This window comes from Sphingopyxis sp. BE235, from assembly GCF_031457175.1.
In the GTDB taxonomy this organism is placed as follows: domain Bacteria; phylum Pseudomonadota; class Alphaproteobacteria; order Sphingomonadales; family Sphingomonadaceae; genus Sphingopyxis.
Window position 1 is genome coordinate 679,545 of the sequence record NZ_JAVDWC010000001.1, and the last position, 26,918, is coordinate 706,462.

General features: G+C 66.4%; 33 protein-coding genes. 17 read left to right on the forward strand and 16 right to left on the reverse strand.

The features are described 5' to 3' along the window. Positions 1-120 precede the first annotated feature (120 nt). From J2X38_RS03230 to J2X38_RS03240, 3 genes are read left to right on the forward strand one after another with little or no spacing between them, the layout of a single operon-like run. On the forward strand, positions 121-402 hold the full coding sequence (locus J2X38_RS03230; protein WP_310251291.1) for a hypothetical protein: 282 nt from the start codon (positions 121-123) through the stop codon (positions 400-402). Beyond that, positions 402-947: a hypothetical protein gene (locus J2X38_RS03235; protein ID WP_310251293.1), complete on the forward strand. Its 546-nt coding sequence runs from the start codon at positions 402-404 to the stop codon at positions 945-947. The genes J2X38_RS03230 and J2X38_RS03235 overlap by 1 nt, the downstream gene beginning before the upstream one ends. After that, complete coding sequence (locus J2X38_RS03240; RefSeq protein ID WP_310251295.1) at positions 944-1,336, forward strand: DUF3168 domain-containing protein; 393 nt, start codon at positions 944-946, stop codon at positions 1,334-1,336. The genes J2X38_RS03235 and J2X38_RS03240 overlap by 4 nt, the downstream gene beginning before the upstream one ends. Before the next feature lie 184 nt (positions 1,337-1,520). Here the strand turns inward: J2X38_RS03240 and J2X38_RS03245 are convergent, their stop codons facing one another. Beyond that, positions 1,521-1,859, reverse strand: a complete 339-nt coding sequence (locus J2X38_RS03245) for a hypothetical protein (protein ID WP_310251297.1) — start codon at positions 1,857-1,859, stop codon at positions 1,521-1,523. Positions 1,860-1,906: 47 nt separating this feature from the next. On the opposite strand from J2X38_RS03245, the gene J2X38_RS03250 reads away from it, so the two are divergent. The 11 genes from J2X38_RS03250 (at position 1,907) to J2X38_RS03300 (ending at position 11,608) form a co-directional block, all read left to right on the forward strand. Further along, the gene (locus J2X38_RS03250) at positions 1,907-2,314 is read left to right on the forward strand and encodes a phage major tail protein, TP901-1 family (protein WP_310251299.1); all 408 of its coding nucleotides are present in this window, start codon (positions 1,907-1,909) and stop codon (positions 2,312-2,314) included. Continuing rightward, positions 2,311-2,622, forward strand: a complete 312-nt coding sequence (locus tag J2X38_RS03255; RefSeq protein WP_310251301.1) for a gene transfer agent family protein — start codon at positions 2,311-2,313, stop codon at positions 2,620-2,622. Before J2X38_RS03250 ends, J2X38_RS03255 begins: the two co-directional genes overlap by 4 nt. 1 nt (position 2,623) lies before the next feature. Then, positions 2,624-2,827 (forward strand): phage tail assembly chaperone, encoded by a 204-nt coding sequence (locus J2X38_RS03260; RefSeq protein ID WP_310251303.1) that lies wholly within the window; start codon positions 2,624-2,626, stop codon positions 2,825-2,827. Further along, entirely contained in the window at positions 2,820-3,404 is a 585-nt protein-coding gene (locus J2X38_RS03265; protein ID WP_310251304.1) for a tail tape measure protein, read from the forward strand. The genes J2X38_RS03260 and J2X38_RS03265 overlap by 8 nt, the downstream gene beginning before the upstream one ends. Beyond that, positions 3,404-5,743, forward strand: coding sequence for a DUF2460 domain-containing protein (locus J2X38_RS03270; protein ID WP_310251306.1), 2,340 nt, complete (start codon positions 3,404-3,406; stop codon positions 5,741-5,743). Before J2X38_RS03265 ends, J2X38_RS03270 begins: the two co-directional genes overlap by 1 nt. Then, on the forward strand, positions 5,743-6,558 hold the full coding sequence (locus J2X38_RS03275; RefSeq protein WP_310252675.1) for a DUF2163 domain-containing protein: 816 nt from the start codon (positions 5,743-5,745) through the stop codon (positions 6,556-6,558). Before J2X38_RS03270 ends, J2X38_RS03275 begins: the two co-directional genes overlap by 1 nt. After that, positions 6,551-6,970, forward strand: coding sequence for a peptidoglycan endopeptidase (locus tag J2X38_RS03280; RefSeq protein ID WP_310251308.1), 420 nt, complete (start codon positions 6,551-6,553; stop codon positions 6,968-6,970). The genes J2X38_RS03275 and J2X38_RS03280 overlap by 8 nt, the downstream gene beginning before the upstream one ends. Before the next feature lie 73 nt (positions 6,971-7,043). Beyond that, on the forward strand, positions 7,044-9,221 hold the full coding sequence (locus tag J2X38_RS03285; RefSeq protein ID WP_310251310.1) for a phage tail protein: 2,178 nt from the start codon (positions 7,044-7,046) through the stop codon (positions 9,219-9,221). Between the two features lie 12 nt (positions 9,222-9,233). After that, positions 9,234-9,686 carry a DUF2793 domain-containing protein gene (locus J2X38_RS03290; RefSeq protein ID WP_310251312.1) on the forward strand — a complete coding sequence of 151 codons (453 nt, stop codon included), beginning with the start codon at positions 9,234-9,236 and terminating at the stop codon, positions 9,684-9,686. Between the two features lie 130 nt (positions 9,687-9,816). Further along, on the forward strand, positions 9,817-10,932 hold the full coding sequence (locus tag J2X38_RS03295; RefSeq protein WP_310251314.1) for an OmpA family protein: 1,116 nt from the start codon (positions 9,817-9,819) through the stop codon (positions 10,930-10,932). Between the two features lie 238 nt (positions 10,933-11,170). Next, positions 11,171-11,608, forward strand: a complete 438-nt coding sequence (locus tag J2X38_RS03300; protein WP_056372381.1) for a biopolymer transporter ExbD — start codon at positions 11,171-11,173, stop codon at positions 11,606-11,608. Between the two features lie 22 nt (positions 11,609-11,630). Here the strand turns inward: J2X38_RS03300 and J2X38_RS03305 are convergent, their stop codons facing one another. The 3 genes from J2X38_RS03305 to J2X38_RS03315 all read right to left on the reverse strand — a co-directional run bounded on the left by J2X38_RS03305 (position 11,631) and on the right by J2X38_RS03315 (position 14,386). Beyond that, positions 11,631-12,167: a DUF1993 domain-containing protein gene (locus J2X38_RS03305; protein WP_310251317.1), complete on the reverse strand. Its 537-nt coding sequence runs from the start codon at positions 12,165-12,167 to the stop codon at positions 11,631-11,633. A 30-nt stretch (positions 12,168-12,197) separates the two neighbouring features. Further along, on the reverse strand, positions 12,198-13,982 hold the full coding sequence (locus J2X38_RS03310) for an ABC transporter transmembrane domain-containing protein (protein ID WP_310251319.1): 1,785 nt from the start codon (positions 13,980-13,982) through the stop codon (positions 12,198-12,200). A gap of 146 nt (positions 13,983-14,128) precedes the next feature. Then, the gene (locus tag J2X38_RS03315; RefSeq protein WP_310251321.1) at positions 14,129-14,386 is read right to left on the reverse strand and encodes a YjhX family toxin; all 258 of its coding nucleotides are present in this window, start codon (positions 14,384-14,386) and stop codon (positions 14,129-14,131) included. 275 nt (positions 14,387-14,661) lie between these two features. Between J2X38_RS03315 and J2X38_RS03320 the strand changes: the two genes are divergently transcribed. Beyond that, a complete protein-coding gene (locus J2X38_RS03320) occupies positions 14,662-15,882 on the forward strand; it encodes a polyhydroxyalkanoate depolymerase (RefSeq protein ID WP_310251323.1) in 1,221 nt (406 codons plus the stop codon). 176 nt (positions 15,883-16,058) lie between these two features. Here the strand turns inward: J2X38_RS03320 and J2X38_RS03325 are convergent, their stop codons facing one another. Then, positions 16,059-16,454 carry a YkvA family protein gene (locus J2X38_RS03325; RefSeq protein WP_082639994.1) on the reverse strand — a complete coding sequence of 132 codons (396 nt, stop codon included), beginning with the start codon at positions 16,452-16,454 and terminating at the stop codon, positions 16,059-16,061. A 24-nt stretch (positions 16,455-16,478) separates the two neighbouring features. Here J2X38_RS03325 and J2X38_RS03330 point away from each other — a divergent pair, with 24 nt between their 5' ends. Then, on the forward strand, positions 16,479-17,471 hold the full coding sequence (locus tag J2X38_RS03330) for a dipeptide epimerase (RefSeq protein ID WP_310251326.1): 993 nt from the start codon (positions 16,479-16,481) through the stop codon (positions 17,469-17,471). Positions 17,472-17,571: 100 nt separating this feature from the next. On the opposite strand, the gene J2X38_RS03335 is transcribed toward J2X38_RS03330, so the two are convergent. After that, positions 17,572-18,036 carry a pyridoxamine 5'-phosphate oxidase family protein gene (locus J2X38_RS03335; RefSeq protein WP_310251328.1) on the reverse strand — a complete coding sequence of 155 codons (465 nt, stop codon included), beginning with the start codon at positions 18,034-18,036 and terminating at the stop codon, positions 17,572-17,574. A gap of 64 nt (positions 18,037-18,100) precedes the next feature. After that, positions 18,101-18,496 carry a VOC family protein gene (locus J2X38_RS03340; protein WP_310251330.1) on the reverse strand — a complete coding sequence of 132 codons (396 nt, stop codon included), beginning with the start codon at positions 18,494-18,496 and terminating at the stop codon, positions 18,101-18,103. A gap of 86 nt (positions 18,497-18,582) precedes the next feature. Here J2X38_RS03340 and soxR point away from each other — a divergent pair, with 86 nt between their 5' ends. After that, positions 18,583-19,053: a redox-sensitive transcriptional activator SoxR gene (gene soxR, locus J2X38_RS03345; RefSeq protein ID WP_310251332.1), complete on the forward strand. Its 471-nt coding sequence runs from the start codon at positions 18,583-18,585 to the stop codon at positions 19,051-19,053. A gap of 190 nt (positions 19,054-19,243) precedes the next feature. Here the strand turns inward: soxR and J2X38_RS03350 are convergent, their stop codons facing one another. The 9 genes from J2X38_RS03350 to J2X38_RS03390 form a co-directional block, all read right to left on the reverse strand. Then, positions 19,244-19,534 (reverse strand): putative quinol monooxygenase, encoded by a 291-nt coding sequence (locus tag J2X38_RS03350; protein WP_310251335.1) that lies wholly within the window; start codon positions 19,532-19,534, stop codon positions 19,244-19,246. A 19-nt stretch (positions 19,535-19,553) separates the two neighbouring features. Next, positions 19,554-20,138, reverse strand: a complete 585-nt coding sequence (locus tag J2X38_RS03355; protein WP_058536953.1) for a carboxymuconolactone decarboxylase family protein — start codon at positions 20,136-20,138, stop codon at positions 19,554-19,556. A gap of 1 nt (position 20,139) precedes the next feature. Beyond that, positions 20,140-21,321 carry an acetyl-CoA C-acyltransferase gene (locus J2X38_RS03360; RefSeq protein ID WP_310251342.1) on the reverse strand — a complete coding sequence of 394 codons (1,182 nt, stop codon included), beginning with the start codon at positions 21,319-21,321 and terminating at the stop codon, positions 20,140-20,142. A 54-nt stretch (positions 21,322-21,375) separates the two neighbouring features. Further along, positions 21,376-21,834 (reverse strand): MaoC family dehydratase, encoded by a 459-nt coding sequence (locus tag J2X38_RS03365; RefSeq protein WP_058536951.1) that lies wholly within the window; start codon positions 21,832-21,834, stop codon positions 21,376-21,378. Positions 21,835-21,929: 95 nt separating this feature from the next. Beyond that, positions 21,930-23,030, reverse strand: a complete 1,101-nt coding sequence (locus tag J2X38_RS03370) for a mechanosensitive ion channel family protein (RefSeq protein WP_405053442.1) — start codon at positions 23,028-23,030, stop codon at positions 21,930-21,932. Positions 23,031-23,157: 127 nt separating this feature from the next. Beyond that, a complete protein-coding gene (locus tag J2X38_RS03375) occupies positions 23,158-24,168 on the reverse strand; it encodes a DNA topoisomerase IB (RefSeq protein WP_310251346.1) in 1,011 nt (336 codons plus the stop codon). Positions 24,169-24,224: 56 nt separating this feature from the next. Next, entirely contained in the window at positions 24,225-25,355 is a 1,131-nt protein-coding gene (locus tag J2X38_RS03380) for an acyltransferase (RefSeq protein ID WP_310251348.1), read from the reverse strand. After that, positions 25,352-26,689, reverse strand: a complete 1,338-nt coding sequence (locus J2X38_RS03385) for a putative O-glycosylation ligase, exosortase A system-associated (RefSeq protein WP_310251350.1) — start codon at positions 26,687-26,689, stop codon at positions 25,352-25,354. The genes J2X38_RS03380 and J2X38_RS03385 overlap by 4 nt, the downstream gene beginning before the upstream one ends. Beyond that, positions 26,682-26,807 (reverse strand): hypothetical protein, encoded by a 126-nt coding sequence (locus J2X38_RS03390; protein WP_269433266.1) that lies wholly within the window; start codon positions 26,805-26,807, stop codon positions 26,682-26,684. The genes J2X38_RS03385 and J2X38_RS03390 overlap by 8 nt, the downstream gene beginning before the upstream one ends. Between the last annotated feature and the right edge of the window lie 111 nt (positions 26,808-26,918).

A 26,918-nucleotide genomic window follows, 5' to 3' on the forward strand; every position in this document is an offset into this window, starting at 1 on the left:
GCGATTTGCCCAGCGAATGGGGCGGTCCCGAACCCGCCGCAGCCCAGACCGCAGTCCCGGTGGCGCCTGAAACCCGCCGCCGCCTGGCGGTTCGCAAGCCCTGACCAGAAAGGAGCGGCCATGACGATGATGGTGAAGGATCCGGGATCACGGATCGATTATGAGTTCGACTGGGGTGCGGCCTATGCCGATGGGCAGGCGGTGCTGGCGAGCGCATGGCTGGTTGTACCGGACGAGGATGGCGGCGTGGCGGTGGCCGCCGCCGCGCACGACCTGACCCGGACGACCGCGACGCTGGCGGGCGGGATCGCCGGCCATGTCTATCGCGTCACCAACCGGGTGACGATGAGCGACGGCCAGATCGACGAACGATCGATGACGGTGCGGGTGGAGGAACGGTGATGGCGGAAAGTCTGACGCCGGGCGATGCCCCGGTGAGCCTGAACGAAGCGCGCGGCTGGTTGCGGCTGGGGGCGACGATCGACGATGCCATGGTCGCGGGCCTTGTCCGCGCGGCGACCAATATCTGCGAGGCCTTTATCGGGCAGTGGCTGGTCATTCGCGCGGTCGAGGAGCTTTTGCCCTTGAAAAACGGGGTGGTCCAACCCGGGGCACGACCGGTGGTCGGGATCGATGCCGTGACTTTGTTGCTTCCCGGCGGCGACGAGGCGGCGCTGGGCGACGGCGATTACCGGACGACGGTCGGCCGCGACGGGACCGCGCGGGTGACAGTGGGCGACCCGCGCGGCGCGGCGCGGGTGCGCGTCGCCTATCGCGCGGGAATTGCCGAAGGCGCGAACGGGATTCCCGAAGCGATCCGGCAGGGTATCGTCCGGATGACGCAGCATCTGCATGAGGCGCGTGACGGCGCGGGCGCGGCCCCGCCGGCGGCGATCGCGGCGCTGTGGCAGCCGTGGCGGCGGCTGACACTGGGGGGCGGGCAATGATGAGCGCGGAGGGCGCGGTGCGCGCGCGGGCGATCGAGCTGTTGGCGCGCGATGACGCGCTGGCGGCGATGGTCCACGGAATATTCGACGGCACGCCGCCGCGGGTGAGCGCGCCCTATGTAGCGGTCGGTACGGCGGAAGGCGGCGACTGGGGGACCAAGGACCGGGCGGGGCGCGAAATCCGCCTGACGCTGACATTGGTCGGCGTCGGCAGCGCGATCGACGACAAGGCCGCGGGGCGCGTCGAGGCGGTCGTCACGGCCCTGCGCGGCCCGGCCGGTGCCTGGTCGGTGGTCGGGGCGCGAACGATCCGCACGCGCTTTACCTTTGCGCGCGACGGCGGCTGGCGCCACGAGCTGATCGTGCGGTGTCGGTGTTTGGCGGGGTGATTGCGGTAGGAACTGACGGATATTGCCATCCAATCCTCCCTGTCGCGTAGCGATGGGGAGGTGGCAGTGGCTTTAGCCGCTGACGGAGGGGCTATTGGCGCTACCGTCGCGGCCCCTCCACCACTCGCTTTGCGAGCGGTCCCCCTCCCCATGGCTTCGCCACAGGGAGGATCAGATGGTTCGTTTACTCGCCGGGCATCGTGTTCGTCGACTTATAGTCCTTGAACTTGTCGGTGAAATTGGCGTGGTAATCGTCGATCTGCATGTCGGCGTCTTCGCCCGCGACCTTTTCGGAATCGCCGCCCGACCGGCCCAGCGCGATCACGGCCTTGCGGAACGCGTCGCGCTCGGTCGCGCAGTTCGATTTCACCTGCATTTCATACTCGGCCTCTTCCATCTTGGCCTCGAGCGCCTTCTTCATGTCGGCGCGCAGGCATTTGGTGAAAGCGGCGCGCGTCGTGTCGACCGTCGCCGAGGGCGACTGCACCATGACGGCCAAAATCAATGTTGTGATCAAAAGCATCCTGCGACTCCCCGTTAGCAGTGTTTTTTCCCAGAGGAGATTAGACGATGGCGATTGAAAATGGGAGCGATTTTCTGCTCAAGATCGGCGACGGCGAAGCGCCGCCGACCTATCGGACGGTCGCGGGCCTGCGCACCACGCAGATGTCGGTCAACGGCGAAGCGGTGAATGTCACGACGAAGGATTCGGGCGGCTGGCGCGAGCTGCTGTCGGGCGCCGGGGTGCGATCGGTTTCGGTGAGCGCGGCGGGCATTTTTACCGGGTCCGACGCCGAGGTGCGGCTGCGCGGTCATGCGCTTTCGGGCGTCATCGACGATTATGAATTGAGCTTTGAAAGCGGCGAACGGATGCGTGGGCGCTTCCTCGTCACGCGGCTCGACTATGCCGGCGATTATAATGGCGAGCGCAATTACACGCTGAACCTGGAATCGAGCGGCGCGGTGGTGAGCCTGTGAGCGCCGCCAACGCGCTGCGCGGCGAAGCGGAATTGCGCGTCGGCGACCATGTGCATGTCCTGCGGCCGAGTTTTGCTGCGTTGGTTGCAGCGGAGGGCGAGCTGGGGCCGCTGTTCGCGCTGGTTGAGCGCGCGGCGGACGGGCGGTTGGGGCTGGGCGAGCTTGCGTGCCTGTTCTGGCATTGCGTGAAGGATCGGCCCGAGACGCTGACGCGCGAGGCGGTCGGCGAGGCGGTCATCGCGCAGGGTCTGGCGTCGGCGACGCCGGCGCTGCGCGTGCTGCTCGGGCAGATTTTGCAGGGACGATGAGGTGGCGGGCGACCGGCTGGGGCCTGCAGCGGTGACGCTGGCGGGCGTGATGGCGCGCGTCGCGGGATGGCGGCCCGATGAGTTCTGGACCGCGACGCCGGCCGATGTGCGCGCGGTGCTGGCGGGCTGGGTCGAGGCGGATGCCGAGGCGTCCCTCGACGGTGCGGCGCTGGCGGCGATGATGGAGAGGTTTCCCGATGGGTGACGAGATCGACGAGATGGTGGTCGCGGTGCGCGCCGACACGGGCGCGTTCCGGCGCGACATTGCGGCGCTGCGCGCCGAGCTGGGCGGGCCGCTGGTTGCCGAGGCCGATCAGGCGGGGCGTGCGATCGAGCGGGCGCTGTCGCGCGCGATCGTCAGCGGCAAGATGGGGTTCGAGGATCTGAAGCGGCTCGCGCTGTCGGTGATGGCGGACATCGCAAGGGCGGCGATTTCGAACGGTATCGGCGCGGCGGCGGGCGGGGGCTCAGGTGGTGGCGGGAGCGGCAATTTGCTTTCGCTCGGCACCTCGATCGCGATGGCGCTGTTCGGGGCGCCGGGGCGGGCGACCGGCGGGCCGGTAAGCGCCGGGCGCGCCTATCGCGTCGGCGAGCGTGGGCCCGAGTTGTTCGTGCCGACCGCAAGCGGGCGGATCGAGGCCGCGGGTGCCGGTGGGGTACGCAATTTCGCGATCACGGTAAATGTGCGCGGGGAAGTGGGGAGCGAGCCGCAGCGGCTGGCGCAGACGGGGCGGCAGCTGGCGCGCGCGGTGCGGCGTGCGGTTGCAGCGGGCGACGATTGATGGGCTGGGCGCTGGTAGCGGCGGCCGAGCCGCATCATCGGACGGGCTGGCTCAAGCGGTTCGATCCGCGGTTCTGGACGGTCGATTTCGCGCGGCCGATGATGGCGAGCGTGACGAGCGATGTGCCGGGGTCGCTGCGGGTCGAGACGGTCTTTTATCGGAAGCAGGATCTGGCGGGGCTGATCTGGGAAGCCGAGGACCGGTGGGATCATCCTTTGCTCGCCTATGAGACGCGCCGTGATTTTCGGCACACGCAGCTCAGATTCCGCTGGCGGTCGGGCGGGGTGAAGCCGCTCGACGCGTTGCACGGGCCGACCTTGACGATCGAGGGGCGCGATGCGGCGGGGAGTCCGCGCGCCTGGTATGTGCGGCTCTGGAACTATGCCGAGGGGACGGCCGAGGATGCCGTCGTCAGTCTCGATTTCGACGCATTGGACGGTGGCTTTCTGCTGCCGGCCGAAGCCGATCCGGTGTGGGCGGGCGACATCGACCGGATGTTTATTTCGCTGGTGCCGCCGACCTATGACGGCGGCGACGGCGTGCTGGGGGCACCGGCCGCGGGCTGGGCCGAGATGAGCGACATTGCGGCTTCGGGATCGGGTTCTGTGCTGGCGATCGGCGATGTGGTGATGCCCGAATTGGACCCGGCCAAAGGGGGGCTCGGGATCGCGAGCGGCTATGACGACAGCTATCACCTGACCCCGGCGCGGCTGGTGCGGCAGATGATGCAATTGGGCTATCGCGGCGATGTCGTCCATTATGTCGGGATGAGCCATTATATGCGGCTCGAGGCGGCGGGCGGCGGCTTTTCCGCGAGCGTGGCGGGCGGCGTGCTGAATGCGCCTTGCGCAGCTTGGCATGCGGGTTTTGCGGTGGCGTGTGCGAATGCGGGGCTGGGGGTGATATGGTCGCTCTCCTACGAGCTGTTCGACGCCTATTGCTGGGACGTGTGGAAGCAGCGGGCGAGCGACGGGTCGCCCGCGCTGACCGGGTGGGAGCCGCCGTCGACCCTGCTGTCGCCGGCGAATGCAGCGGCGATGGGATATTTGCAGCTGGTCGCGCGGGCGTTTGTGGCGATCGGCGCGGCCGCTGGCTTGCCGCTGAAATTCCAGGTCGGCGAGCCTTGGTGGTGGATCGCGAGCGGCGGGCGGATTTGCGCTTATGATGCGGCGACGGTGACGGCTTTGGGTGCGGCGAGCATTCCGATTGCCGACGTGCGCGGGCCGCTGGGGGCGGCGCAATTGGCGATGCTCGATGCGCTGGGGGTGTTGCTGGCGGGGTCGACTGCGGCTTTGGTTGCGGCGGCGCGCGACGAGGCGGGGGCGGCGGGGCTGGTGAGCCATTTGCTCGTTTACCTGCCGACGGTGCTCGACCCGGCAGCGCCGGCGGTGCGGCGCGCGAATGTGCCGCTGGGGTGGGCGACGCCGGCGTTCGATGTGCTGCAGCTCGAGGACTATGACTGGGTGACCGGCGGGCGCGGGGCGGAGACCGCGGGTGCGCGGGCGGCGATAGTGGTGCGGCTCGGCTATCCGGTTGCAGAACAGCATTATTTTTCGGGCTTCGTGCTCGCGGGCGAGGATCGTGCGCAGTGGGCGGCGATCGCCGATGCGGCCGATGGCGCGCGGCGCGCGGGGGTCGCGCGGACCTTCATCTGGGCGCTGCCGCAGGTGGCGCGCGACGGCTTTGTGACATTTGACGGGGAGGATGCGGTGCAGGCTTTCGATGCGGTGGATTTTCCGCTCGCGATCGGGCGCGAGGCGATGGTCGCGACCGAATTTTCGACGCAGATCGTGAGTTCGCCGTCGGGGCACGAGCAGCGGGCGACCGAATGGGCCGAGGCGCGGATGCGCTATGACGCGGGGCCAGGAATCCGGTCCGAGGCCGATGTGCGGGCGCTCGCCGACTTTTTTCGCGCGCGGCGCGGGGCGGCGCGAGCGTTCCGCTTTCGCGATCCCTTCGATAGCAGCTCGGCGGCGGATGGCGGGTTGCCGACCGCGGTCGATCAGATGCTTGGCGTCGGCGATGGTGCGCGGCGGCAGTTTGCTTTGGTGAAGCGCTATGGTGCCGGTGATGCTGAGCAGGTGCGCAGCGTTCGGATGCCGGTCGAGGGCAGCGTGCGCGTGTCGGTCGACGGGCTGGAGACGGCGGCATTTCTGGTGACGGACGAGGGCGAGATTTTGCTCGATGTCGCGCCAGCGGTCGGGGTCGCGGTGCGCGCGGGGTATCTGTTCGACGTGCCGGTGCGCTTTGCCGAAGATCGGCTGGAGGTCAGTCGCGCGACCTTCCTCGCGGGCGAGATGGCGAGCGTTCCGCTGGTCGAGGTGCGCGCGCCGTGGTGATGATGGAAGCGCCGGGCTGGCTGCGCGAAGAGCTGGTGACACTGGCGTGGTGCTGGCGGCTGGCGCGGCGCGACGGGGTTGTGATCGGGCTGACCTCGCACGACCATGACCTGATGGTCGGCGGAATATTGTACCGTGCGGCGCCGGGGATGAAGCCTTCGGCGCTGGAGACGAGCGACAGCCTTGATGTCGCGACGATGGACCTTGAGGGCGCGGTCACGAGCGACGCGCTCGCGGCGCGCGACCTCGACGCCGGGCGGTGGGACGGCGCGGAGCTGGAGCTGTTCGTCACCGACTGGCGCGCGACCGACGTCGCGCCGGTCACAGTGGCGCGTGGATCGCTGGGGGCGATCGAGAGGCGCGGGCCGGCCTTTGCAGCGGAGTTGCAGGGGGTGACACGGCTGCTCGACCGACCGGTGTGCCCGGCGACCTCGCCATCGTGCCGCGCCATGCTGGGCGACCGGGCGTGCCGGGTCGATCTGGCGCCGCTGACGCACGCGAGGCGGGTCGTTGCTGTCGATGGGCGCATGGTGACGCTCGATGCAGCGGCGCCCGGAATGGCGTTCGGCGAGCTCATGTGGATGGAGGGCGCCAATTGCGGATTGGCCAGTCCGGTGATCGCGGTCGAGGCGGCAGTGCTGCATCTGGCCGAAGCGCCGTCTTTCGCGGTCGCGGGACCGGTGCGCGTACGGCTCACTGAAGGATGCGACAAGCAGCTTGCGACGTGCCGGGATCGGTTTGGCAACGCTGTCAATTTCCGCGGCGAGGCGCACCTGCCGGGTAATGACCTGCTGACGCGTTATCCCGGTGGATGAGCTGGGACCGCGCGCCTTTGCGGCGGCGCGGACGATGGTCGGGGTGAGGTTCCGGCCGCAGGGCTATGATCCGGCGACGGGGCTCGATTGCGTGGGGCTGGTGTGGGCGGCCTATGCGGCGGCGGGGCGGCGGTTGGCGCGGCCGGTCGGTTACCCGCTGCGGGGCTGGGCGCGGGCTCGGGTCGAAGCGGGATTGGTTCACGCGGGCTTCGTTCCGGTCGTTGGGGATGGGCGCGGTGGCGATGTGATGCTGATCGCCTATCCGGCGGGGCAGTTTCATCTCGGCCTGATGGGGCTGGATCGGCTGGTGCATGCACATGCCGGGCTGCGGCGGGTGGTCGAGACGCCAATCTCTGGACTGGATGGCGTCGCGTGCTGGCGGCTGGAGCAATGCCCTCCCCGCTGCGACTAGGCAGCGAGCTGCCTAGTCTCGCTGCCCCTCCCGCAAGCGGGAGGTGAGGAATATTCTTTTCGGGAGCAGATTGATGGCAACGTTGGTGCTGACGGTGGTCGGTGGGATTGTCGGGGGTCCGGTGGGGGCCGCGATCGGGGCTGCGGTGGGCCAGCAGATCGACGCACAGATTTTCAAACCCAAGGGGCGCGAAGGGCCGCGGCTTGCCGATCTGAAGATTCAGGCGTCGACCTATGGCCAGCAGATCCCGCAGCTGTTCGGGACGATGCGCGTCGCAGGGAGTGTGATCTGGGCCACCGACCTGATCGAACGGCGGAACAAGCGCGGCGGGGGCAAGGGGCGGCCGTCGACGACCGAATATAGCTATGCCGTGTCGCTGGCGGTCGCGCTGTCGTCGCGGCCGATCCGCAGGATCGGACGGATATGGGCCGACGGAAATCTGCTGCGCGGGTCGAGCGGGACGTTCCAGGAGCGGTGCATCTTTCGCTGGCATAACGGCAGCGAGGACCAGGCGGTCGATCCGCTGATCGCATCGGCGCTGGGCATCGCGTCGGTGAGTGCGTTTCGGGGGTGCGCCTATGCGGTGTTCGAAGAGCTTGAGCTCGGCACGTTCGGCAACCGGATTCCGTCGCTGACATTCGAGGTGGAGGCCGACGCCGCGGGCATCGACGCCGGGATGGTCGGTAACAGCCTGTTCGGTGAAACCGCGCGCTGCGACGGCGAATGGCCTTTTACGGGCTATGCCGCATCGGGAGACCGGTTGCGCGACGCGCTCGCGCCGCTGTTCGAGGCGGACGGCGTGCGGCTGCTCAGCGGGCCGGACGGATGGCGGCTGGCGCCGACGGCTGCGGCCGGGGAACCGCTGGCGCTGGCCGATTTCCGCGAGGCGAGGCGGGGCGATGCGCCGGGCGACCGGACCCAGCATCGTCGCGCGCCGCTGTCATCGCTGCCGGGGACGATCCGGCTGCGGCATTATGAACCCGAACGCGATTATCAGCTCGGCCAGCAGACGAGCCAGGTTGCCGGCGGCGGCGTCCGCGAGGAACGGATCGATTTGCCCGCGGTGCTGCCGGCGCCCTCGGCGCGGGCGCTGGCGCAGCGGCTTGCCGCCGCCGCGGCCGACGGGCGCGAAACGCTGGTGTGGCGGGCCGATCTTGCGGCGCTGGCGTTGACCGTCGGGCATGTCATTGCACTGGCCGACGGGAGCCGCTGGCGGCTGGCGGGAAGGACGGTTCGCGGGAGCGACATCTTGCTCGAACTCAGGCGCCACGCGCCGCTTCCCGCGGCCGATCTTCCCGCAGAACCCGGCGTTCCGGTCCGTGCGCCCGATTGGCCTGATGCCATCGGCACGGTCCGCCTGTTCGACCTTCCCAATATGGGCAGTCCGGCGGCGTCGGCGCCGCGATTATTGGTCGCCGGTGCCGGCAGTAACGATGGCTGGCGCGGCGCCGATTGCTGGCTCGTCGCGTCGGCCGGTGCCGAACCGATCCCGGTCGGCGCGGTGCGTCCGGCGGCCGCGCTGGGCCAGCTTGCCCTGCCGCTGGCCGCGGGAAGCGATTGCCTGTTCGACCTTTTGAACAGCGTCGAGGTTCAGCTGGTCAATCCGGCGATGACGTTGGAATCGGTAAGCGACGCGGCGTTGCTGGGCGGCGCGAACCGGGCGATGGTCGATGGCGAATTGCTGCAATTCGGCATTGCCGAAGTTGTCGGATCCGGGCGCTGGCGCCTGTCGCGATTGCTGCGCGGGCGGGCCGGCACCGAGAGGGAAATGACGCATTCGGCCGGGGCGTCCTTTGTCCTGCTTGACGATCCGGCGCTGTTGACACTGCCCGAGGCGCTTGCGGGACCGGCGGAGGGCGGCGCGGCGACCCTCGAATGGGCTCCGCGGGGCGGGACGACGCTGGCCGACGTTGATGTGCCGGCGACCGGCCGGGCGCTGCGGCCGCTGACGCCGGTACACGGGCAGGTCCGGGCCGACGGTGCGGGCGGCGTGACGATCGGTTGGGTTCGGCGCAGCCGCGCCGACGCGGAGTGGCGCGACCATGTCGACCAGCCACTTGGCGAAAGTCATGAGGCGTGGCGCATTGCGCTGTCGCCGCCCGTTCCGGGAATCGGGCCGTGGGAAAGCGCATCGCCGACGCTGGATATTGGTGCCGCCGAGCTGGCGGTGCTGCCGCCCGGTTGCACGATCGAGATCCGGCAGGCGGGGGATTTCGCACTGTCCTCGCCCCTGTCTTTACCATTGACATAAAAGGATAAAACCATGACCGTCATGCCATCCACGCCGCGCTTCGCGTTACCGTTACTTGGCGTAGCGCAGGCGCAGAAAGAGGTAACGCACAACGAAGCTTTGACGCTGCTCGACGCGTTGGTCCACGCGGCCGTCGAGGCCGGACCGCTCGCCGCGCCGCCCGCGGGACCTGTCGAGGGGCAATGCTGGATCGTCGGTGCGGCGCCGACGGGTCCCTGGGCGGGGCAGGCAAATGCGATCGCGATCCAGACCGGGGGCGGATGGCGATTTGCGCCGCCGCGTGAGGGGATGCGGGCGACGCGGCTGACCGACGGCGCGCAGCTTCGCTTCGTGGGCGGCGCATGGGCCGCGCCGGCGACGGTGGGGGCGCCTTCGGGCGGGTCGATAATCGATTCCGAAGCGCGTAACGCGATCTCCACACTGATTCTTCACCTCGCCGCGCAGGGTCTTCTGATCTCAGGCTGATTTTCGGTTCTTTGACATAAGAAGTGCGACTTTTTGGCAACAGATTGACGATTTGTTCACTTGCACGGAACCAAAGCGGCGAGTAGGACGTCTGCCGAGACGTATATCTCAATTTGAAAGGGGAATTACTATGAGGAAGCTTGCCGTCGCTGTGGCGTTGGCCTCCACCACCCTGGCGTCGCCCGTCCTGGCGCGCGACAACTCCTGGTATGTTGGTGTTGGTGCTGGCGCAATGCTCGTCGAAGACCTGGATCTCGACATTGGCACTTTCAACAATGCCGGTTCGCTCGACCATCGCGCTGGCTATGACGTCGAAGGCACCGTCGGTTATGACTTCGGCGGTTTCCGCGCGGAAGTCGAAGTCGGCTTCCGTGAAGCTGACATCAAGTCGGGCCGCTTCGCGACCCCGGGCATTCCGCAGTCGGTTAACGGCGCTGGCGCGCTCGCTACCGGTTCGTTTGACCTCGCTGGCGATACGAACGCGCTGAGCTTCATGGTCAACGGCATGCTCGACTTCGGCGACGACGACGGCCTTCAGGGCTTTGTCGGCGGTGGTGCCGGTGTCGCGCGCGTTTCGGTCGAGCCGGTCTTTGCCGGTAACTTCCTCGACGATTCGGACACGGGCTTTGCCTGGCAGGCGATCGCGGGTGTCCGCGCTCCGCTGACCGACAGCATCGACGTTGGCCTGAAGTATCGCTTCTTCAACGCCGACAAGATCGATCTGGTCGACCAGCGCGGTCGCGACGTTTCGACGCGCTTCCGTTCGCACTCGATCCTCGGCACGCTGACGTTCAACTTCGGTGGCGCACCGGAGCCGGTGGTGGCACCGCCGCCGCCGCCCCCGCCGCCCCCGCCGCCCCCGCCGCCTCCGCCGCCGCCGCCGGTCGTGGAATGCGCACCGGGACCGTATATCGTGTACTTCGACTGGGATAAGTCGGACATCACGCCGGAAGCGGCTTCGACGCTCGACAACGCGATCAGCGCCTACAACCGTGGTTGCACGGGTACGCAGGTCATGCTCGCCGGTCACGCTGACCGTTCGGGTTCGGCCAAGTACAACGTCGGCCTGTCGGAACGTCGCAACACCGCGGTTCGCAGCTATCTCACCGCTCGCGGTATCTCGGATGGCTCGATCAGCGCGCAGGGCTTCGGCGAAAGCCGCCCGGCCGTTGCAACCGCCGATGGCGTCCGCAACGACCAGAACCGTCGCGTGGAAATCACTTACGGTCCGAACTCGGGCATGTAAGACCGGTTTCCGCTCCCGACTGGGACGGAACGAAAAAGAAGGGCGGTGCCGAAAGGTGCCGCCCTTTCTTTATGCGTGCTTTGTGCGGCAGTAATTGTCCGCTGCTCATTTTCCAGTTTCTGCTTGCTCGGCGCGTATTATGATATACCATCACTCTGGGGCGCAGGATGGTCTTGGGTCCTCGATGAGGGGGTGGTGCCCGTCAAGCGCGGTGCGTCTCCCCAGCGGGAGAGAGACGATGCGCACACGCAGCAGATTCCATCGCAGCATTTTTCGCGCCGACCCCAATGGCGATCCCGATATCAACACCACGCCGCTGATCGACGTGATGCTGGTGATGCTGGTGATGTTCATCATCACCATCCCCCCGCCGACGCACAGCGTCGATGTCACGCTGCCCGGTGAGGCGCCGCCACTTGCGAAGATACTCGACGAGAATCGCGTGACGATCGATACCGCCGACGTGATCCGCTGGAACAACGAGGCGGTCGATCTGGCGCAGTTGGGGATGCTGGTCAAAAAGGCGGCCGATCAGTCGGAACCGGCGGCGATCCTGCTCGAACCCGAGGCGCGGGCGCGCTACTTGCGCGTCGATGAGGCGATCGGGGCGATCCGGCGTAATGGCGGGTCGAAGCTTGGCTTTCCCGGCATCCACAATTACGCCGGTTTGATCTGATCCCTGGCGGCTTCCCGTCGTCTCAGGCGGCGGGGGCCGTTCCGGGCCGGAGATAGCGCATCATATAGCTGACATAGTCCGCCTTGCCGAGCGGGACGCCCATATGGCGTAGGACCGCATAGGCCGCGGTGCGGTGGAAAGCGAACTGCGGTTGCGCCCAGTCGCGGACATAGTCGAAGGCGCGCATGTCGAAGATCATGCCGTTGGGCAGCGGGAAGCTGACCGCCCGGTCGAGGTCGGAGCCGAGCGCGGCGGGATCGACCGCGTCGAGAACCGCGAGTGTTGCCGCGATCTGTTCCTGCATCCCGGCGAAATCGACCGCGTCTTCGGCGAATTCGGGGACTTCGGCGTCGGCGAGGCGGACCAGCGGCTGGAGCGCTTGGACGCAAGTAAAGCGAACCTGCGAGGCGAGCGGGAACATGTCGCGCGCGAGGCGCGCGACCGCGAACTGCAATTCGCCGATGCCGTTTTCCTCACCCCATACGCGCGCCCGCGAAAGCTCGCCCGACAGCGCTCTCAGGCCATTTTGCCAGGCGGGTACGGTCAGGTCGTAGAGCATCGTCATTTCCTTCGATCGATCGAACTTGGGTCAGGCGGCGGCGAGATTGTCCTGGAACTGGAGCCGCGCGAGGCGGGCGTAGAGGCCGTCGGCGGCGACGAGCTCGTCGTGCTTGCCCTCTTCGACGATGCGGCCGTCGTCCATGACGACGATGCGGTCGGCGGCGCGGACGGTCGCGAGACGGTGCGCGATGACGATCGTCGTGCGGTCGTGCATCAGCGTCTCGAGCGCGTCCTGCACGAGCTTTTCGGATTCGGCGTCGAGCGCCGAGGTCGCTTCGTCGAGGAGCAGCAGCGGGGCGCGGCGAAGCAGCGCGCGCGCGATCGCGACGCGCTGGCGCTGGCCGCCCGACAGCCGCGCGCCGCCTTCGCCCATGAAAGTGTCGAGCCCCTCAGGCAGCTTGCGCAGGAATTCCTCGGCATTGGCGGCGCGTGCGGCGTCCCAGAGTTCTTCGTCGGTCGCGTCCCAATTGCCGTAGCGAAGATTGTCGCGCGCCGAGGCGGCGAAGATCACCGTTTCCTGCGGCACCATCGCGATACGCGCGCGGATGTCGGCGGGGTCGGCTTCGGTGAGCGCGACGCCGTCGAGGCGGATCTGCCCACCCTGCGGGTCATAGAAGCGCTCGGCGAGCTGGAAGAGCGTCGACTTGCCGGCGCCCGAGGGGCCGACGATCGCGACGGTCTCGCGCGGGCGGATCGCAAGGCTGAAATCATGGAGCGCGGGGGCGTCGGGGCGGGTCGGATAGTGGAATTCGACATGATCGAATTCGAGCGTACCGACGGGCGGTGCGGGGAAGGGGCGCGGTTTTGCGGGCGGCGCGATGCTCGCCTCGGCATTGAGCAATTCGCTGAGCCGCTCGGCCGCTCCGGCGGCGCGAAGCAGGTCGCCATAAACTTCGGTAAGGGCGCCGAACGCGCCCGCGACGAGCCCGCCGGTCAGCACGAAGGCGGCGATCGTGCCGCCGGTGATCGTGCCCGCGGCGACGCCCGCCGCGCCGTACCAGAGCAAGGTCGTGATCGCGCCAAAGAGCAGGCCGATGACGATCGCGGTCATCGTCGCGCGCAGCCGGATGCGGCGCTTGGCGGTTGCGAAATTCGCCTCGACCGCGGTCGTGAAGCGATCAGCCTCGCGCGCTTCCTGCCCGAATGCCTGGACGATCTTCATCGCGCCCAATTGCTCGGCGGTGGTCGCGCCGATGTCGGCGACGCGGTCCTGGCTCGACCGCGAGACATTCTGGAGCTTTCGGCCGAGCAGCACGATCGGCATGATGATCACCGGAATACCGAGCAGGATGCCGCCGGTGAGCTTGGGCGATAGGGTGAAGAGATAGGCGATGCCGCCGATACCCATCACGGTGTTGCGCAGTGCGACCGAGACGGTGGTGCCGACCGTCTGTTCGATGACCGAGGTGTCCGATGTCATGCGCGAGGCGATTTCCGACGGGCGGTTTTCCTCGAAGAAACCCGGGGCGAGGCGCAGCAGGTTGCGCTGCACCGCCTGGCGGATGTCGGCGACGGTGCGCTCACCCAGCCAGCTGACGAAATAGAAGCGCAGCGCGGTGGCGACCGCGAGGACGATGACGATGAGATAGAAGAAGCGGAAATGGGGGCTCACGTCGCCGCCGCCGGCGACGAAGCCGCTGTCGATCATTTCCTTGAATTGATAGGGGATCGCGAGCGTCGCGAGCGCGGCGACGCCGAGCGCGACCGCAGCAATGACCAGTTGCAGCGGATAGCGACTGGCATAGTGCCAGATCATGCGCAGGCTGCCGAGCTTGCGGCGGGGCGTGTCGGATTTGTCGGATGTGGTCGCCATGGACGACGGCCCTAGCAGCCCCGCCGATGCCGCTCAACGCCGCAGAATGACACATGGCTTCAAGCGCTTTGAAGCGGGACGATATGGTCGCTCCGAAAAGGGAGCGCGGCGGCGTGCACCGCGCTCCGATCGTCAACGCCCGATTGTCAGCGGTTGTCGAGCTGCGCGCGTACCGCGCGGAGACCCGCCTGCGTGATGCGATACGGCGCGCCATTCTGCGAACCGATGAAACCGCGCCGCCGCAGGCGGTTGAACAAGGGCAGGCCGGTATCGGCGAGGACGTGGCCATCGCGGGTGAAGCACAAGGCTTCGACGATATGGCCGTTTTCGCCGCGCCGATGGCGGATCATGCCGCCCTGCGCCAGCACATGGAGCATACGCTGCTCCGCTTTCGAAATATTCATGGGATTATCCGGGATTTTCAAGCAACAAGGGCGCGCGGACCCGCTGGTCCGCACGCTGCGCACATCCCGATTACGCCGGGATGTTAGCGGTTGCCCGCAATCTCAGACATATTCACTCCATCGGCGCATCATGCGCCGTTCCGCGCAGAATATTCGACTTCGGCACGCCTCGCAACGATTTTGATGCATTGCACAATGAGGATCAGCCCCTAGACTGCTAACCAATGAGCAGGCGCCGGAGAGTGCCGCCGGGGTCACGCAAGGAAGAATCGAATATGCTGTACCACGCCTTTGACATGCAGAAAAACTGGCTCGCAGGCGCGAGCGCGCTGGCGACCGCGGGCGCACAAGTGATGCAGCATCCCGCGAATCCGCTCGGCTATTTCAGCGGCAGCCCGATGTTTGCATCGGCGCTCGAAGTATTCGCGCACGCCTCGGCGCCGCGCGGCAAGCCGGGATTCGAACTATACGAGACCCAAGTGGATGGCGAAACGACGCGCGTGACCGAGGTGGTCGAGGCGCGCAAACCCTTTGGCCAGCTCAAGCATTTCAAGCATAAGGGGTCGAAAGACGCGCCGAAGCTGCTGATCGTCGCGCCGATGTCGGGTCATTATGCGACGCTGCTGCGCGGCACGGTCGAGCGGATGCTGCCCGGCCATGACCTGTGGATCACCGACTGGCGCGACGCACGCAACGTGCCGCTCGAAGCCGGCAAGTTCGACCTCGACGACTATGTCGATTATCTGATCTCGTGGCTCGAACATATCGGCCCCGGCGCGCATGTGCTCGCGGTGTGCCAGCCATCGGTGCCGAGCCTTGCGGCGGCGGCGATCATGGCCGCGAACAAGCATAAGTGCCGGCCGAAGACGCTGACGATGATGGGCGGGCCGATCGACACGCGCAAGGCGCCGACCGCGGTGAACGAGCATGCGATGACGCGCCCGCACGCCTGGTTCCAGGAAAATGTCATCGCGACCGTCCCCGCTTATTATCCGGGCGCCGGGCGCCGCGTCTATCCGGGCTTCCTCCAGCTTGCGGGCTTCATGTCGATGAACCTTGGCAATCACATGATGAGCCATTGGGAGATGTTCAAGCATCTGGTCGATGGCGACGGCGAGAGCGCCGACAAGACCAAGGAATTCTATGACGAATATCGCGCGGTGTGCGACATGACGTCCGAATTCTACCTGCAGACGGTCGACGTCGTGTTCCAGCGCCACCTGTTGCCCAAGGGCGAGATGACGCACCGCGGCCAGCCGGTCGATGTCGGCGCGATCGAGGACATCGCGATCCTCGCGATCGAGGGCGAGCGCGACGATATTTCGGGGATCGGCCAGACCAAGGCCGCGCTGACGATCGCCAAGGCGCTACCCGCCGACCAGAAGAAATATTTGATGGTGAAGGGCGTCGGCCATTACGGGATTTTCAACGGCCGCAAGTGGCGCGACGAAATTGCGCCGGTGGTCGAGAAATGGATCCGCACGCACGGCGGCTAACGACGGGTTGTGGACATACTTCTCCCCTCCCTTTTAGCGAGGGGCCGGGGGTGGGTGGCCGCCGAAGGCGGCGTTCTACTGCAGCTCGCTTCGCTCGTACCCACCCCTAACCCCTCCCAAAAAGGGAGGGGAATGACTGGAATCCACCCCGAAGCCGACCGTCAGAAAACCGGCAACTAATGCCAGGGCGACGTCCGCACCGACCAGTAAACTATATAGAGCAGCCCCGCCCACAGCAGCAGGATGAACGCCATTCCAGCGCGGCTCGACGGGCGCTCGCTCGCGGTTTCGGCGGCGGCGTGAAGTTCGGCCCATAGGGGATCGGGGATCAGGCGGCGCACGACCCACAGGCCGAGCGGCACGATCAGCAAATCGTCGAGCCAACCCAAGACCGGAATGAAATCGGGGATCAGGTCGATCGGCGACAGCGCATAGGCCGCCACCGCGATCGCCAGCAGGCGCGCGAGCCAGGGCACGCGCGGGTCGCGCGCGGCGAGCCAGGCGGCGTGCGCCTCGACCGCGAGGCGGTGGCCGAGATCGCCGATACGTTCGGAAAGGGATTTGCCGGTCATCGCGATCTACACTAGCCTTCCCGCATGGCTATCCAACTGAAAAGCGCACGTGTTGAACGCTGGCCGGTCGCGGGAGCGTTCGTGATCAGCCGCGGCGCGAAGACGCATGTCGATGTCGTCGTCGCCGAAATCGAGGGTGACGGCGCTGTCGGACGCGGCGAAGGGACGCCGGTCTATTATCTGGGCGAGGATGCCGCGGGGTGCCGCGACCAGTTACTGCGCGTCGCGCCCTATATCGCCGAGCTGGGCGCCGTCGAGGCACGCGCCGCGGTGCAGGAGTTGATGGCGCCCGGCGCGGCACGCAACGCGCTCGATTGCGCGCTGTGGGATCTCGAGGCGCGGCAGCGCGGATTGCGTCTCTGGCAGCTTGCCGGGTGCGACGGCGCGCCGACGTCGCGTGTCACCGCCTTCACCATCTCGCTCAGCGCGCCCGGCGCGATGGCGGAGCAGGCGGCGACGGCCGAGGCCGACGGCTATCGTTTGCTGAAATTGAAGCTCACCGGCGAAGGCGACCGCCTGCGCGTCGCCGCGGTGCGCAAAGGTGCGCCCGAGGCGCGGCTGATCGTCGACGCCAACGAAAGCTGGCGCGATATCGACATTTTGAGCGAGGCCGAGGCGCTCGCCGACCTGGGGGTCGAAATGATCGAGCAGCCGGTGCCGGTGGGTGCCGACGCGCTGCTCGACCCGATCTATGCGCCCATTCCCTTCATCGCCGACGAGAGCTGTCAGACCGCGGCCGATGTCGCGCGGATCGGCGCGTTTTACGACGGGGTGAATATCAAGCTCGACAAGGCGGGCGGTCTGACCGAGGCATTGCGCATCGCCGATGCGGCCGATGCGGCGGGACTGTCGATCATGGCCGGGTGCATGTTGTCGACCAGCCTCGCGATTGCGCCGGCGTTCGTGCTGGCACAGCGGGCGCGCTGGGTCGATCTCGACGGTCCTGCCTTGTTGGAGCGCGACCGCGAGGGCGGGTTCGAGTTTCGCGACGGGCGGATCGGGCCGCCGGTGGGCTGAACAAAAACCGTTCGCATCGAGCGTAGTCGAGATGCCCATCGGCTGGGCGTTACCATGATAGGTGTCTCGACTTCGCTCGACATGAACGGGGGAAGGCAGGTTACAGCGCTACCGTGGCGTGCTGGCCAAGCTCGCCTTCCTTCATCGTCATGCCCGTTGCCAGCTTGAACAGGCCCTTGATGCTCGGGTCGGCTGTCCAGATTTCGGCGTTGTCGAGATCGAAGCGCAAGAGGACGAGCTTCGGATCATCCTTGCCGCCTTCGTACCAGGCCGCGATGCTGTTGTTCCACAATTTGTCGAGCACTGCGCGATTTTCCTCGCGGCGCAGCGTGCCCGAGATGCAGGCGAACAGCTCGTGGCCTTTCGCGGCGAACTGCGCCATCGCGGGGCCGCCGCCCGACAGGCGGTTGTCGGTCGCGGTGAAGAACCAGAAGGCGCCGTGCGCATCCCTGTCGAGCTGGGCGTTCATCGGGATATGATGTTCGCGCTCGCCGGTCGCGCCGACCATGACATAAGGGCTGTCGGCCAGCGCCTTCCAGAATTGTTTCTTGATGTCTTCGCTCATCGAAAGACTCCTTCATGCCCCCCGATGATCGATCAACGCGGCAGGGCGCCGGTCGTTGCCCCGTTCAGCGCAGCCGCGGCTCCGCATAGCTGACGACCTCATATTCGATGCCGTCGGGATCGAAGAAATAGAAGCGGCGGCCGGGTTCGTAATCGCCGTGGTTGAACGGGGTCAGCCCGACCGCCTTCACGCGCATTTCGATCGTGTCGAGATCGTCGACCTGCACCCCGACATGGTTGAGCGGCGCACCCTTTGGATATTGCGCGTCGGCGTGCTCGCCGTCGGGGCCGGTGTAGAGTGCGATATAAGCGGCGTCGCTGCCGAGGTGGATCGTGCGCCCGCCACCCTGCGCAGGGCCGCGCCAGCGCTCGTGCCAGCCAAAGATCGCCGAGAGGATTCCGGCGGTGCGGTCGGGATCGCTGACCGTCAGATTCACATGCTCGATGAAGGGATGCGTCACCTTATATTCTCCTGATTCGCGTTGACGCACGGCTTATGAAAGCTCAAGTCAGGTTGAGATCAAGGATAAAAGCAGGAGCGCGGAAGATGCATCGGACCGACCTGATCGCGATCGGCGAACTCGCGGCGCGCACCGGCGTCGCGGTGTCGGCGATCCGCTTTTACGAAGCGAAGGGGCTGGTCGAGGCGCTGCGCACCGGCGGCGGCCAGCGGCGCTTCCTGCGCGCCGATATTCGCCGTGTGTCGTTCATCCTGATCGCGCAGCAACTGGGGCTGAGCCTTGAAGAAATCGCCGCCGAGCTGGCGCGGCTCCCCGCGGGACGGACGCCGAACGGCGCCGACTGGACACGGATCAGCACCGGCCTCAGCGCGCGGATCGATGCGCAGATCGCGGCGCTTCAGCGCACGCGCGAACTGCTCGGCAACTGCATCGGCTGCGGGTGCCTCTCGCTCAAGAAATGCGGCCTCTACAATCGCGACGACAAGGCGGCGCAGCGCGGGGCGGGGCCGCGCTATGTGCTGGGCGACCGGTCGGGGCAGATTGCCGAGGTCGGCTGACGCCTTGCACCGCGATGCGGACGAATTATTTCAACCGGGTGCGCTGAGGAAGGATGTCGCGTCCTTTCCCTTCGTCATCCCGGACTTGATCCGGGATCCCGCTTTTGTGAGGCATCGGCTGGCTTCGATCTCGAGCGGGATCCCGGATCAAGTCCGGGGTGACGATGAATGAAAGATCATCTCCGGATAATCAAACCGCGGAAAGCCGCTCGATCTCGGGCGCACCGGCGAGGCAGGGGCCGAGCTTGGCGCTGAGGGTGCGGAAATGGTCCGACGCGCGGTGCGCTTCGACCGCGGCATCGCCGTCATAGCATTCGAGCACCTTGTACACGCCCGCCTCGCTGGTGCGGAACAGCTTGTAATAGCTGTTGCCGGGCTCGTCCGCGTGCACCGCGGCGGCGAGTTCGGCGAACACACCTTCGAACGCCTCTTCCTTGCCGGGCTGCACGCGCAGCGTGGCGATCACACCGATGGCACTCATGGTCTCTCTCCCTTGTGGTTCAAGCTTTGAGGTCGGGGTCGACGGTCCAGCCGTCCTCGACCTGGATGCCGAAGCTGTTCAAAATCATCGAAACCTGCGTGTACTGGCCGACGGTCATGACGAGGTCCATGCGGCCCTTGTCGCCGAGCGGCGCGAGCGCGGCCCAGGTGGCGTCGGTAACAAAGTGATGGCTCGTGAGTTCGTCGGTCGCGCGGAGCATCGCGCGGTCGAGGTCGTTCCAGCCGCTCGCGTCGGGGCCGGTCTTGATGTGCGCGATCTCGTCTTCGGTGAGCCCGCAATCGAGCCCGATGCGCTTGTGCTGCGTCCACTCATAGCCCGAGCGGCAGTTGTAGCCGGTGCGCAGGATGACGAGTTCGCGATTCCGGGGCGAAAGCGCGTTGCGCTTCGAGAGGATATAATTGCCCCAGCCGAGGAAGGCGGTGAGCGCCTTCGGCGCATGGGCGAGGGTGCGGAAGATGTTGAGAATCTTGCCGCCCCCGACCTTGCCGCCATTGGCAGCAAGGAAGGGTTCGAGCGCGGCGCGCTGGTCGGCATCGAGCCGGTCGAGGTCGACCGGCTCGATACGGGGTGCGCTCAGCCGCAAATCAGAAGACCTCGAACAGGCCCGCTGCGCCCTGGCCGCCGCCGATGCACATGGTGACGACGGCATATTTGACGCCGCGGCGCTTGCCTTCGATCAGCGCGTGGCCGACGCAGCGCGCGCCGGTCATGCCGAACGGGTGGCCGATCGAGATCGAGCCGCCGTTGACGTTGAGCAGTTCGTTCGGGATGCCGAGCGTGTCGCGGCAGTAAAGCACCTGCACCGCAAAGGCTTCGTTGAGTTCCCAGAGGCCGATGTCGTCCATCTTGAGCTCGAAGCGTTCGAGCAGCTTGGGGATCGCGAAGACGGGGCCGATGCCCATTTCGTCGGGCTCGGTGCCCGCGACCGCCATGCCGACATAGCGGCCGAGCGGCTGGAGGCCCTTCTTTTCGGCGACCTTGGCTTCCATCACGACACACGCCGATGCACCGTCGGCGAGCTGGCTGGCGTTACCCGCGGTGATCGAAAAGCCTTCGCCCATCACCGGCTTCAGGCTCGACAGCCCTTCGAGCGTCGTGTCGGGACGGTTGCACTCGTCCTTGTTCGCGACGACGTCCTGGAAGCTGACTTCCTTCGTTTCCTTGTTCACCACCGCCATGGTCGCGTTGCAGGCGACGATCTCGTCGTCATATTTGCCCGCGGCCTGCGCGGCGGCGGTGCGCTGCTGCGACTGGAACGAATATTCGTCCTGCGCTTCGCGGCTGATGTTGTAGCGCTTGGCGACGACCTCGGCGGTGCCGATCATCGGCATATAGGTGTCCTTGTGCATCGCGATCAGCTCGGCGTCGGTCTCGATGAAGACCTTGCCGCTGCCGCTGACCTTCGAGATCGACTCGATGCCGCCGGCGACCGCGATGTCCTGGCGGTCGACGATGATCTGCTTTGCGGCGGTCGCGATCGTCATCAGGCCCGACGAGCACTGACGGTCGATCGACATGCCGGGGACGGTGACGGGCAGGCCGGCGCGCAGCGCGATCAGGCGCGCGACGTTCATCGTCTGCGAGCCCTGCTGCATCGCGGCGCCGAAGACGACGTCGTCGATCTCGCCGCCTTCGATGCCGGCGCGCTCGACCGCGGCGCGGACGGCATGGGCACCGAGCGTCGGGGCAAGGGTGTTGTTGAACGATCCGCGCGCCGCCTTGGTCAGCGGGGTGCGGGCGGTGGAAACGATGACGGCGTCACGCATGATGTAATTCCTCTTCGAAGAGTTTGGCAGAATCTTTGCCGGGGAGGTCTATGCTCAAACGAAAAACTGGCTGATCCATTCGGCGATCAGGGCGGGCTTTTCCTCGCCCTCGATCTCGACGGTGACTTCGTTGGTCTGCTGCCACTGGCCGGGGCGCTTTTCCTCGAGCTCGAGCAGCTTCACATGGCTGCGCACGCGCTTGCCCGAGCGGACGGGCGAGAGGAAGCGGACTTTGTTGCAGCCATAATTGACCCCCATCTTGACGCCCCCGACCTTGGGGCCGTCGGTGCTCGCGCCGAGCAGCGGCATCAGCGACAGGGTGAGGAAGCCGTGCGCGATCGTGCCGCCGAACGGCGTCAGCTTGGCCTTTTCCTCGTCGATATGGATGAACTGATGGTCGCCCGTGGCGTCGGCGAACTTGTTGATCATCTCCTGATCGACGAGCACCCAGTCCGACGTGCCGAGATGCTCACCGACCTTGGTCTGCAGTTCCTGCGGCGTGATGGTGGCCATATGTCATCCCCTGAAATTGCTGGTTCGGGGCGCGTTCTAGGCATCTCTTGCCGCGTTGCACAAGAGCCAAGCCCCGCAGCCGCGGCGCCGTAGCGTCAGCCGGGCTTCGCTGCCTTTGCCGCCGCCGCCTTTGGCTTTGGAGACTCGGAATAGGGCATGATCATGGTCCCGTCGGGCGCCGCGGTAAAGGTCGTCTGCGTGGGATAGGCGAACTCGTAGTCGCTCTTGGCCATCGCGTCGAAGACGCGGATGGCGATATCGGTGCGCGCCGCGGCGACGACATCATAATCGTCGCTGAAGACATCAAAGATCAGTTCGAAATCGAGGCTCGACGGACCGAAGGTCAAAAAGCTCGAGCGGATGAATTCCTGGCCCCCGGCGACCACCTGCTCTTCGAGCAACGGCGGCAGGTCGCGGAGCATAGCGGGGGTCGTCTGATAGATGACACCGATCTTGAAGGTGATCCGGCGGCGGTGGAGATGCGCGAAGTTGGTGATCTCCTTGCTCAGCAAATTGGTGTTCGAGATCACGAGCAATTCGCCGTTCAATGAGCGGAGCCGGGTGCTCTTGAGCCCGATGCGTTCGACCGTTGCGGTGCTCATGTCGTATTTGATCGTCTCGCCGACGCGGAATGGGCGGTCGAAGATGATCGACAGCGAGGCGAAGAGGTCGGAGAAAATGCCTTGCGCGGCAAGACCGATCGCGATGCCGCCGATGCCGAGGCCCGCGATGAGGCCCGTGACATTGACCCCCATATTGTCGAGGATGACGATCGCCGCGATCGCGAACAAGGCGATACTGATCAGCAGGCGGATGATCCCCATCGCGTTGCTGAGCGTCTCGTTATTGCCCTCGGCGGCGCGGCGCTGGATCAGTCCGAGCACGATCTCGCGCGCCCAGATCGCGACTTGCAGCACGACCGCGACGGTAAAGACGAACTGGATTATATGCATGATCACCGCGGGCGGCTGGGCATAGCTCGCGACCATGCGGATCGCGATGATCGCGAGCACGGATGACTTGGTCTTGTGGATCACGCGCCCGGCGATGTGGGTCAGCGAGAGGTCGCCTTCGGCCGACTTCGCATATTTGAGCGCAAAGCGGCGGACCATCGACAGCAGGAAATAGATGGCGAGACCGACGCCGATCGCGATGCCGATCTGCAGCCAGTGGCTTTCCACCCACGCGAGGCTCATGTCCCAATAGCGCTGCAGGTCGGCGAGCGGATCGGTCGTGGCCGCCTTTGCGGGCGCAGCTTTCGGGGCGGCGGTGGTCGCGGCGGCGAGGATGGAGAAATTCACGTCGGGTCCTTTGTACGTCGGATCAGGCGGATTGGAGCAGCACCGCAGCCGCGGGCGCCTGCTCCAGATAGGTCAAAAATCCGCGTTCGTAACGCGAAAGATAACGCGTCGCGCGCGGCAGGTTCCCGATGGCGGATGCGAAGTCTTCGCGTGCCTGCGCCGCAGCGAGCATCGCGGGGTGGACATAGGCTTTGCGCGCGATCGCGGGGGTGTTGCCGAGGCGGCTCGCGACATGTTCGAGCATCGCCTTCAAGGTCGGCGGTTCGGGCGCGTCGTAGAGGAAGGCAAATGCCTCGACGCTCGCCGACCAGGTGCGGAAATGCTTGGCGCTGAATTCGTCACCCATCGCTTCGCGGATATAGGCGTTCACATCGTCGGAGCCGACGACGCAGAGGTCACCCCCATCCTCATATTGAAAGAGATTCTGGCCGGGCAGGTCCTGCAACCGGCGCACCAGCGTGGTGAGGCTGCGGTCGCTGATCGTCACCTCGCGCTTCGCCCCGCCTTTGGCGATATATTTCAGGCGAAGCGTCTTGCCCGACAGCTTGGCGTGGCGTTGGCGCAGCGTCGTCGCGCCGAAGCTCTTGTTCGCCGCGACATATTGCTCGTTCCCGACGCGCAGCGCGGCGAGGTCGAGCAGGCGCACGACCGCGGCGACGACGCGTTCCGAGCAGAGCGTCCGGCGGTTCAGATCGTCTTCGAGGCGCGCGCGGAGAAGCGGCAGCGCGTGGCCGAAGGCGGCGCACCGGTCATATTTGTCGGCCTCGCGCGCCATCCGAAAATCGGGATGATAGCGATATTGCTTGCGGCCGCGCGCGTCATAGCCGGTCGCGAGGATATGGCCGTTGGGAGCGGGGCAGAACCACGCATCCTCATAGGCGGGCGGCAGCGCGATCGCGTTGAGCCGGTCGATCTCGTCGCGGTCGCGGATGATCTTTCCCTTGGCGTCGCGGTAGCGCCAGCCGACCCCCGAGCGCGCGCGGCTGATGCCGGGTAGGCTGTCGTCGACATGGACAAGACGCGGTGCGGACATGGGTCCATAGCGCCTCGCCGCCGCCGATGGTTCCCCCGTGATACGGCGTCGGCGGGTCAGGTCTCGCTGCGGCCCGCGGCGAAGATGGTGCGCGGGGCGGCGAGCAGGCGGTCGCCGGCCCGCTGGGCGATCCGCCGCCCCGGCACCTCGAGCGCGATATGGAGAAGATGCGACGCGGCCAGCGTCAACAGGATGAAGGCGAGGATCTTGATCGGATGGACCAGCATGGGATCGTCGACGAAGAAGAGCTTGAAGAGGATCCACAGGAAGAAATGCGACAGATAGACGGCATAGCTGATATCCCCCAGCCATTGCGCGATCCGGCCTGAGAGGAGCGGCCGCGGCGCCGTCGAGGCCTGCAGCGCAAGGATCACGACGGCGGTCATGATCAGCGGCACCGCCGCCGGCTGCGATCCGGCCACTCCGAAAAGCAATGCCGCGGCGCCGACAAGGCCGAGCGCGGTGCCATAGATGATCGCCGTGCCGCGGGGCGCTTCGCACTGCGTCGTCCACCATTGGCAAAGCAGGATGCCGATGCCGAATTCGACGAGGCAGCGCAGCAGCCCGGTCGCGGGAATATCGTCGCCGATGCTCGCGCGGCCGGTTGCCGCGAACCACCAGCCCAGACCGGCCGCCATCGCGATGATCAACGAAGGAAAGCTCCACGCGCCGCGCGGCAGCCGCGTCAGCCAGCCGCCGGCGATCGCCAGCAGCAGATAGGCGGCCCATTCGGTCGAGATCGACCACGCCGGATCGTTCCACGTCAGCCCGTTGCCGAACCCCCAATTCTGGACCAGCAGATAATGCGCGGGCAGCGCGGTGAAGCTGTAATGCGCGCCGGGGTCGCGCCCGCTGACGAGCAGCGCCAGCGCGAACAGCAGCATCGCCGACAGGATCGCGAGATGGAGCGGGAAGATGCGGGCGAACCGGCGGACGATGAAGCGCGGCGCGGCGCGGATGCCCTGATCGCGGAACTCGGCGCCATAGGTCCACCACAGAACGAACCCCGACAGCACGAAGAACAGGTCGACCGCGAGATAACCCTCCGCCAGCACCGCAATGACCCGCTCGGGCAGGAAGCCCCCCATCGCGCCGCGGATATGGTAGAGCAGCACCATCAGCGCCGCGAACCCGCGCAGCCCGGTGAGCGTCGGCAGCATCTGCCGCGGGATGGCAGCGCCGCTCACGCAGCCACCATCGAGCGCGGCTTCAGCGGCCGCCAGCCCGCTTCTCTCTCGCGGCGGCGGCAATAGGTCGTCAGCCCGATCTCGAGCGCCAGCATCATGTAGATGAAGGGCTGGAACGCGATGGCGACGAACAGCGACCCGACCAGATAGACGATATGGCCGTGCTGCAGCGCGGTCGCCAGGGGCGCGATCCATTGCTCTTCGCCGCGCCGCGTTTTAAGGTAGCGCCGCCGGATCCGTTCCATCTGCATCAGCCCCGCGAAATGGAGGAGCAACCACATCGCGGTTCCCGGATAGCCCTGCTCGCCCAGCATCTCGAAATAACTCGAATGATAGGCGCGCGACTCTTCCTCATAAACGCTCGCCGTCTCTTCCGGGCTGCTCGCTTCCTTTTCGACGCGGACGCGATTTTGAAGAAAGGCGTTAAAGCCGCCGCCCATGGGATTGTCCTTCGCATAGTCCCAGGTCCACGCCCACACCGCGACGCGCGTCGAGGCCGACTGGTCGGACTTGTAGCCGCGGATCGTTTCCATGCGGTCGGTATAGCTTTGCGGCAGGAAGGGAATGGCGGCGGCCGCCAGCAGCCCGGCGCCCGCGATGTAGAGAAGGCGATGCTTGACCGCGCGCAGCGACAGCAGCGCGAGCACGAACAGGCAGATCAGCCCGGTGCGCGCCTGGGTGCCGACGGGCAGTAGCGCGCAGGCGAAGACCAGCGCGAAGCAGAAGGCCGACACCATCCAGTCGGGCGGAAAGATCGTCCCGTGGCGGCGATACCACAGGATCAGCGGGATGATCGATATGGCGACGCACGACATCGTGCTGCCCTCGTAAAGCCCGTAATTTTCGCTCAGCAGCAAGCGAAGCGTGCCATAGCCCCCGCCGCCCGCGGCAGTCTTGATGCCGCCCGCGATCGCGATCGCCGCCGCCGAGAGCAGCAGCATCAGCGCCAGCGCCTCGATCCGCAGCTTGGTGCGCAGCGTCAGCGGAAGGAAGATCGCCCAGATCAGCGCCTTCCACACCCAGCTCCACTTGTCCGCCGCCTCGACGGGGAAATCGGCATAGATGGTCGTCATCCAGCAATAGACGAGCAGCATCACGAGCAAGGTCTGCCGCCCCGACCAGCGTGTGTCCTTCTTGTCATCGGCCACGAGCCAGCCGGCAATCGCGAGCCCGAAAACGATCAGCGAAACCGGGATCGAGTTGATCAGGAAATAACTCAGGCGCTGCGGCGCGACGATGTCGATGTAGCAAAAGCACAGTATGAACAGGAACGGCTTCCTGAAGCCGATCCCGATGAAGGCAAAGAGGAAAGCGACGAACGCGAGGTCACGCATCGGGGCGGGCATCCGCTTCGGCACGTTCGGCATCGCGGCGTTGCTGCCACAGCAGGCGCGGGCTGACCTCGCGATCGAGATCGTCGCGATGGAGCAGGCGCCAGAGCGCAATCGCCATCAGGACGTGCGTCAAGCCAAGGGAAAAATTGTCGACCATATCAGGGGTCAGGACCCATGTACGACGCGGTCGAGGCGTCGAAATGGCGAAGATATCGGCTTCGCGTGGCCG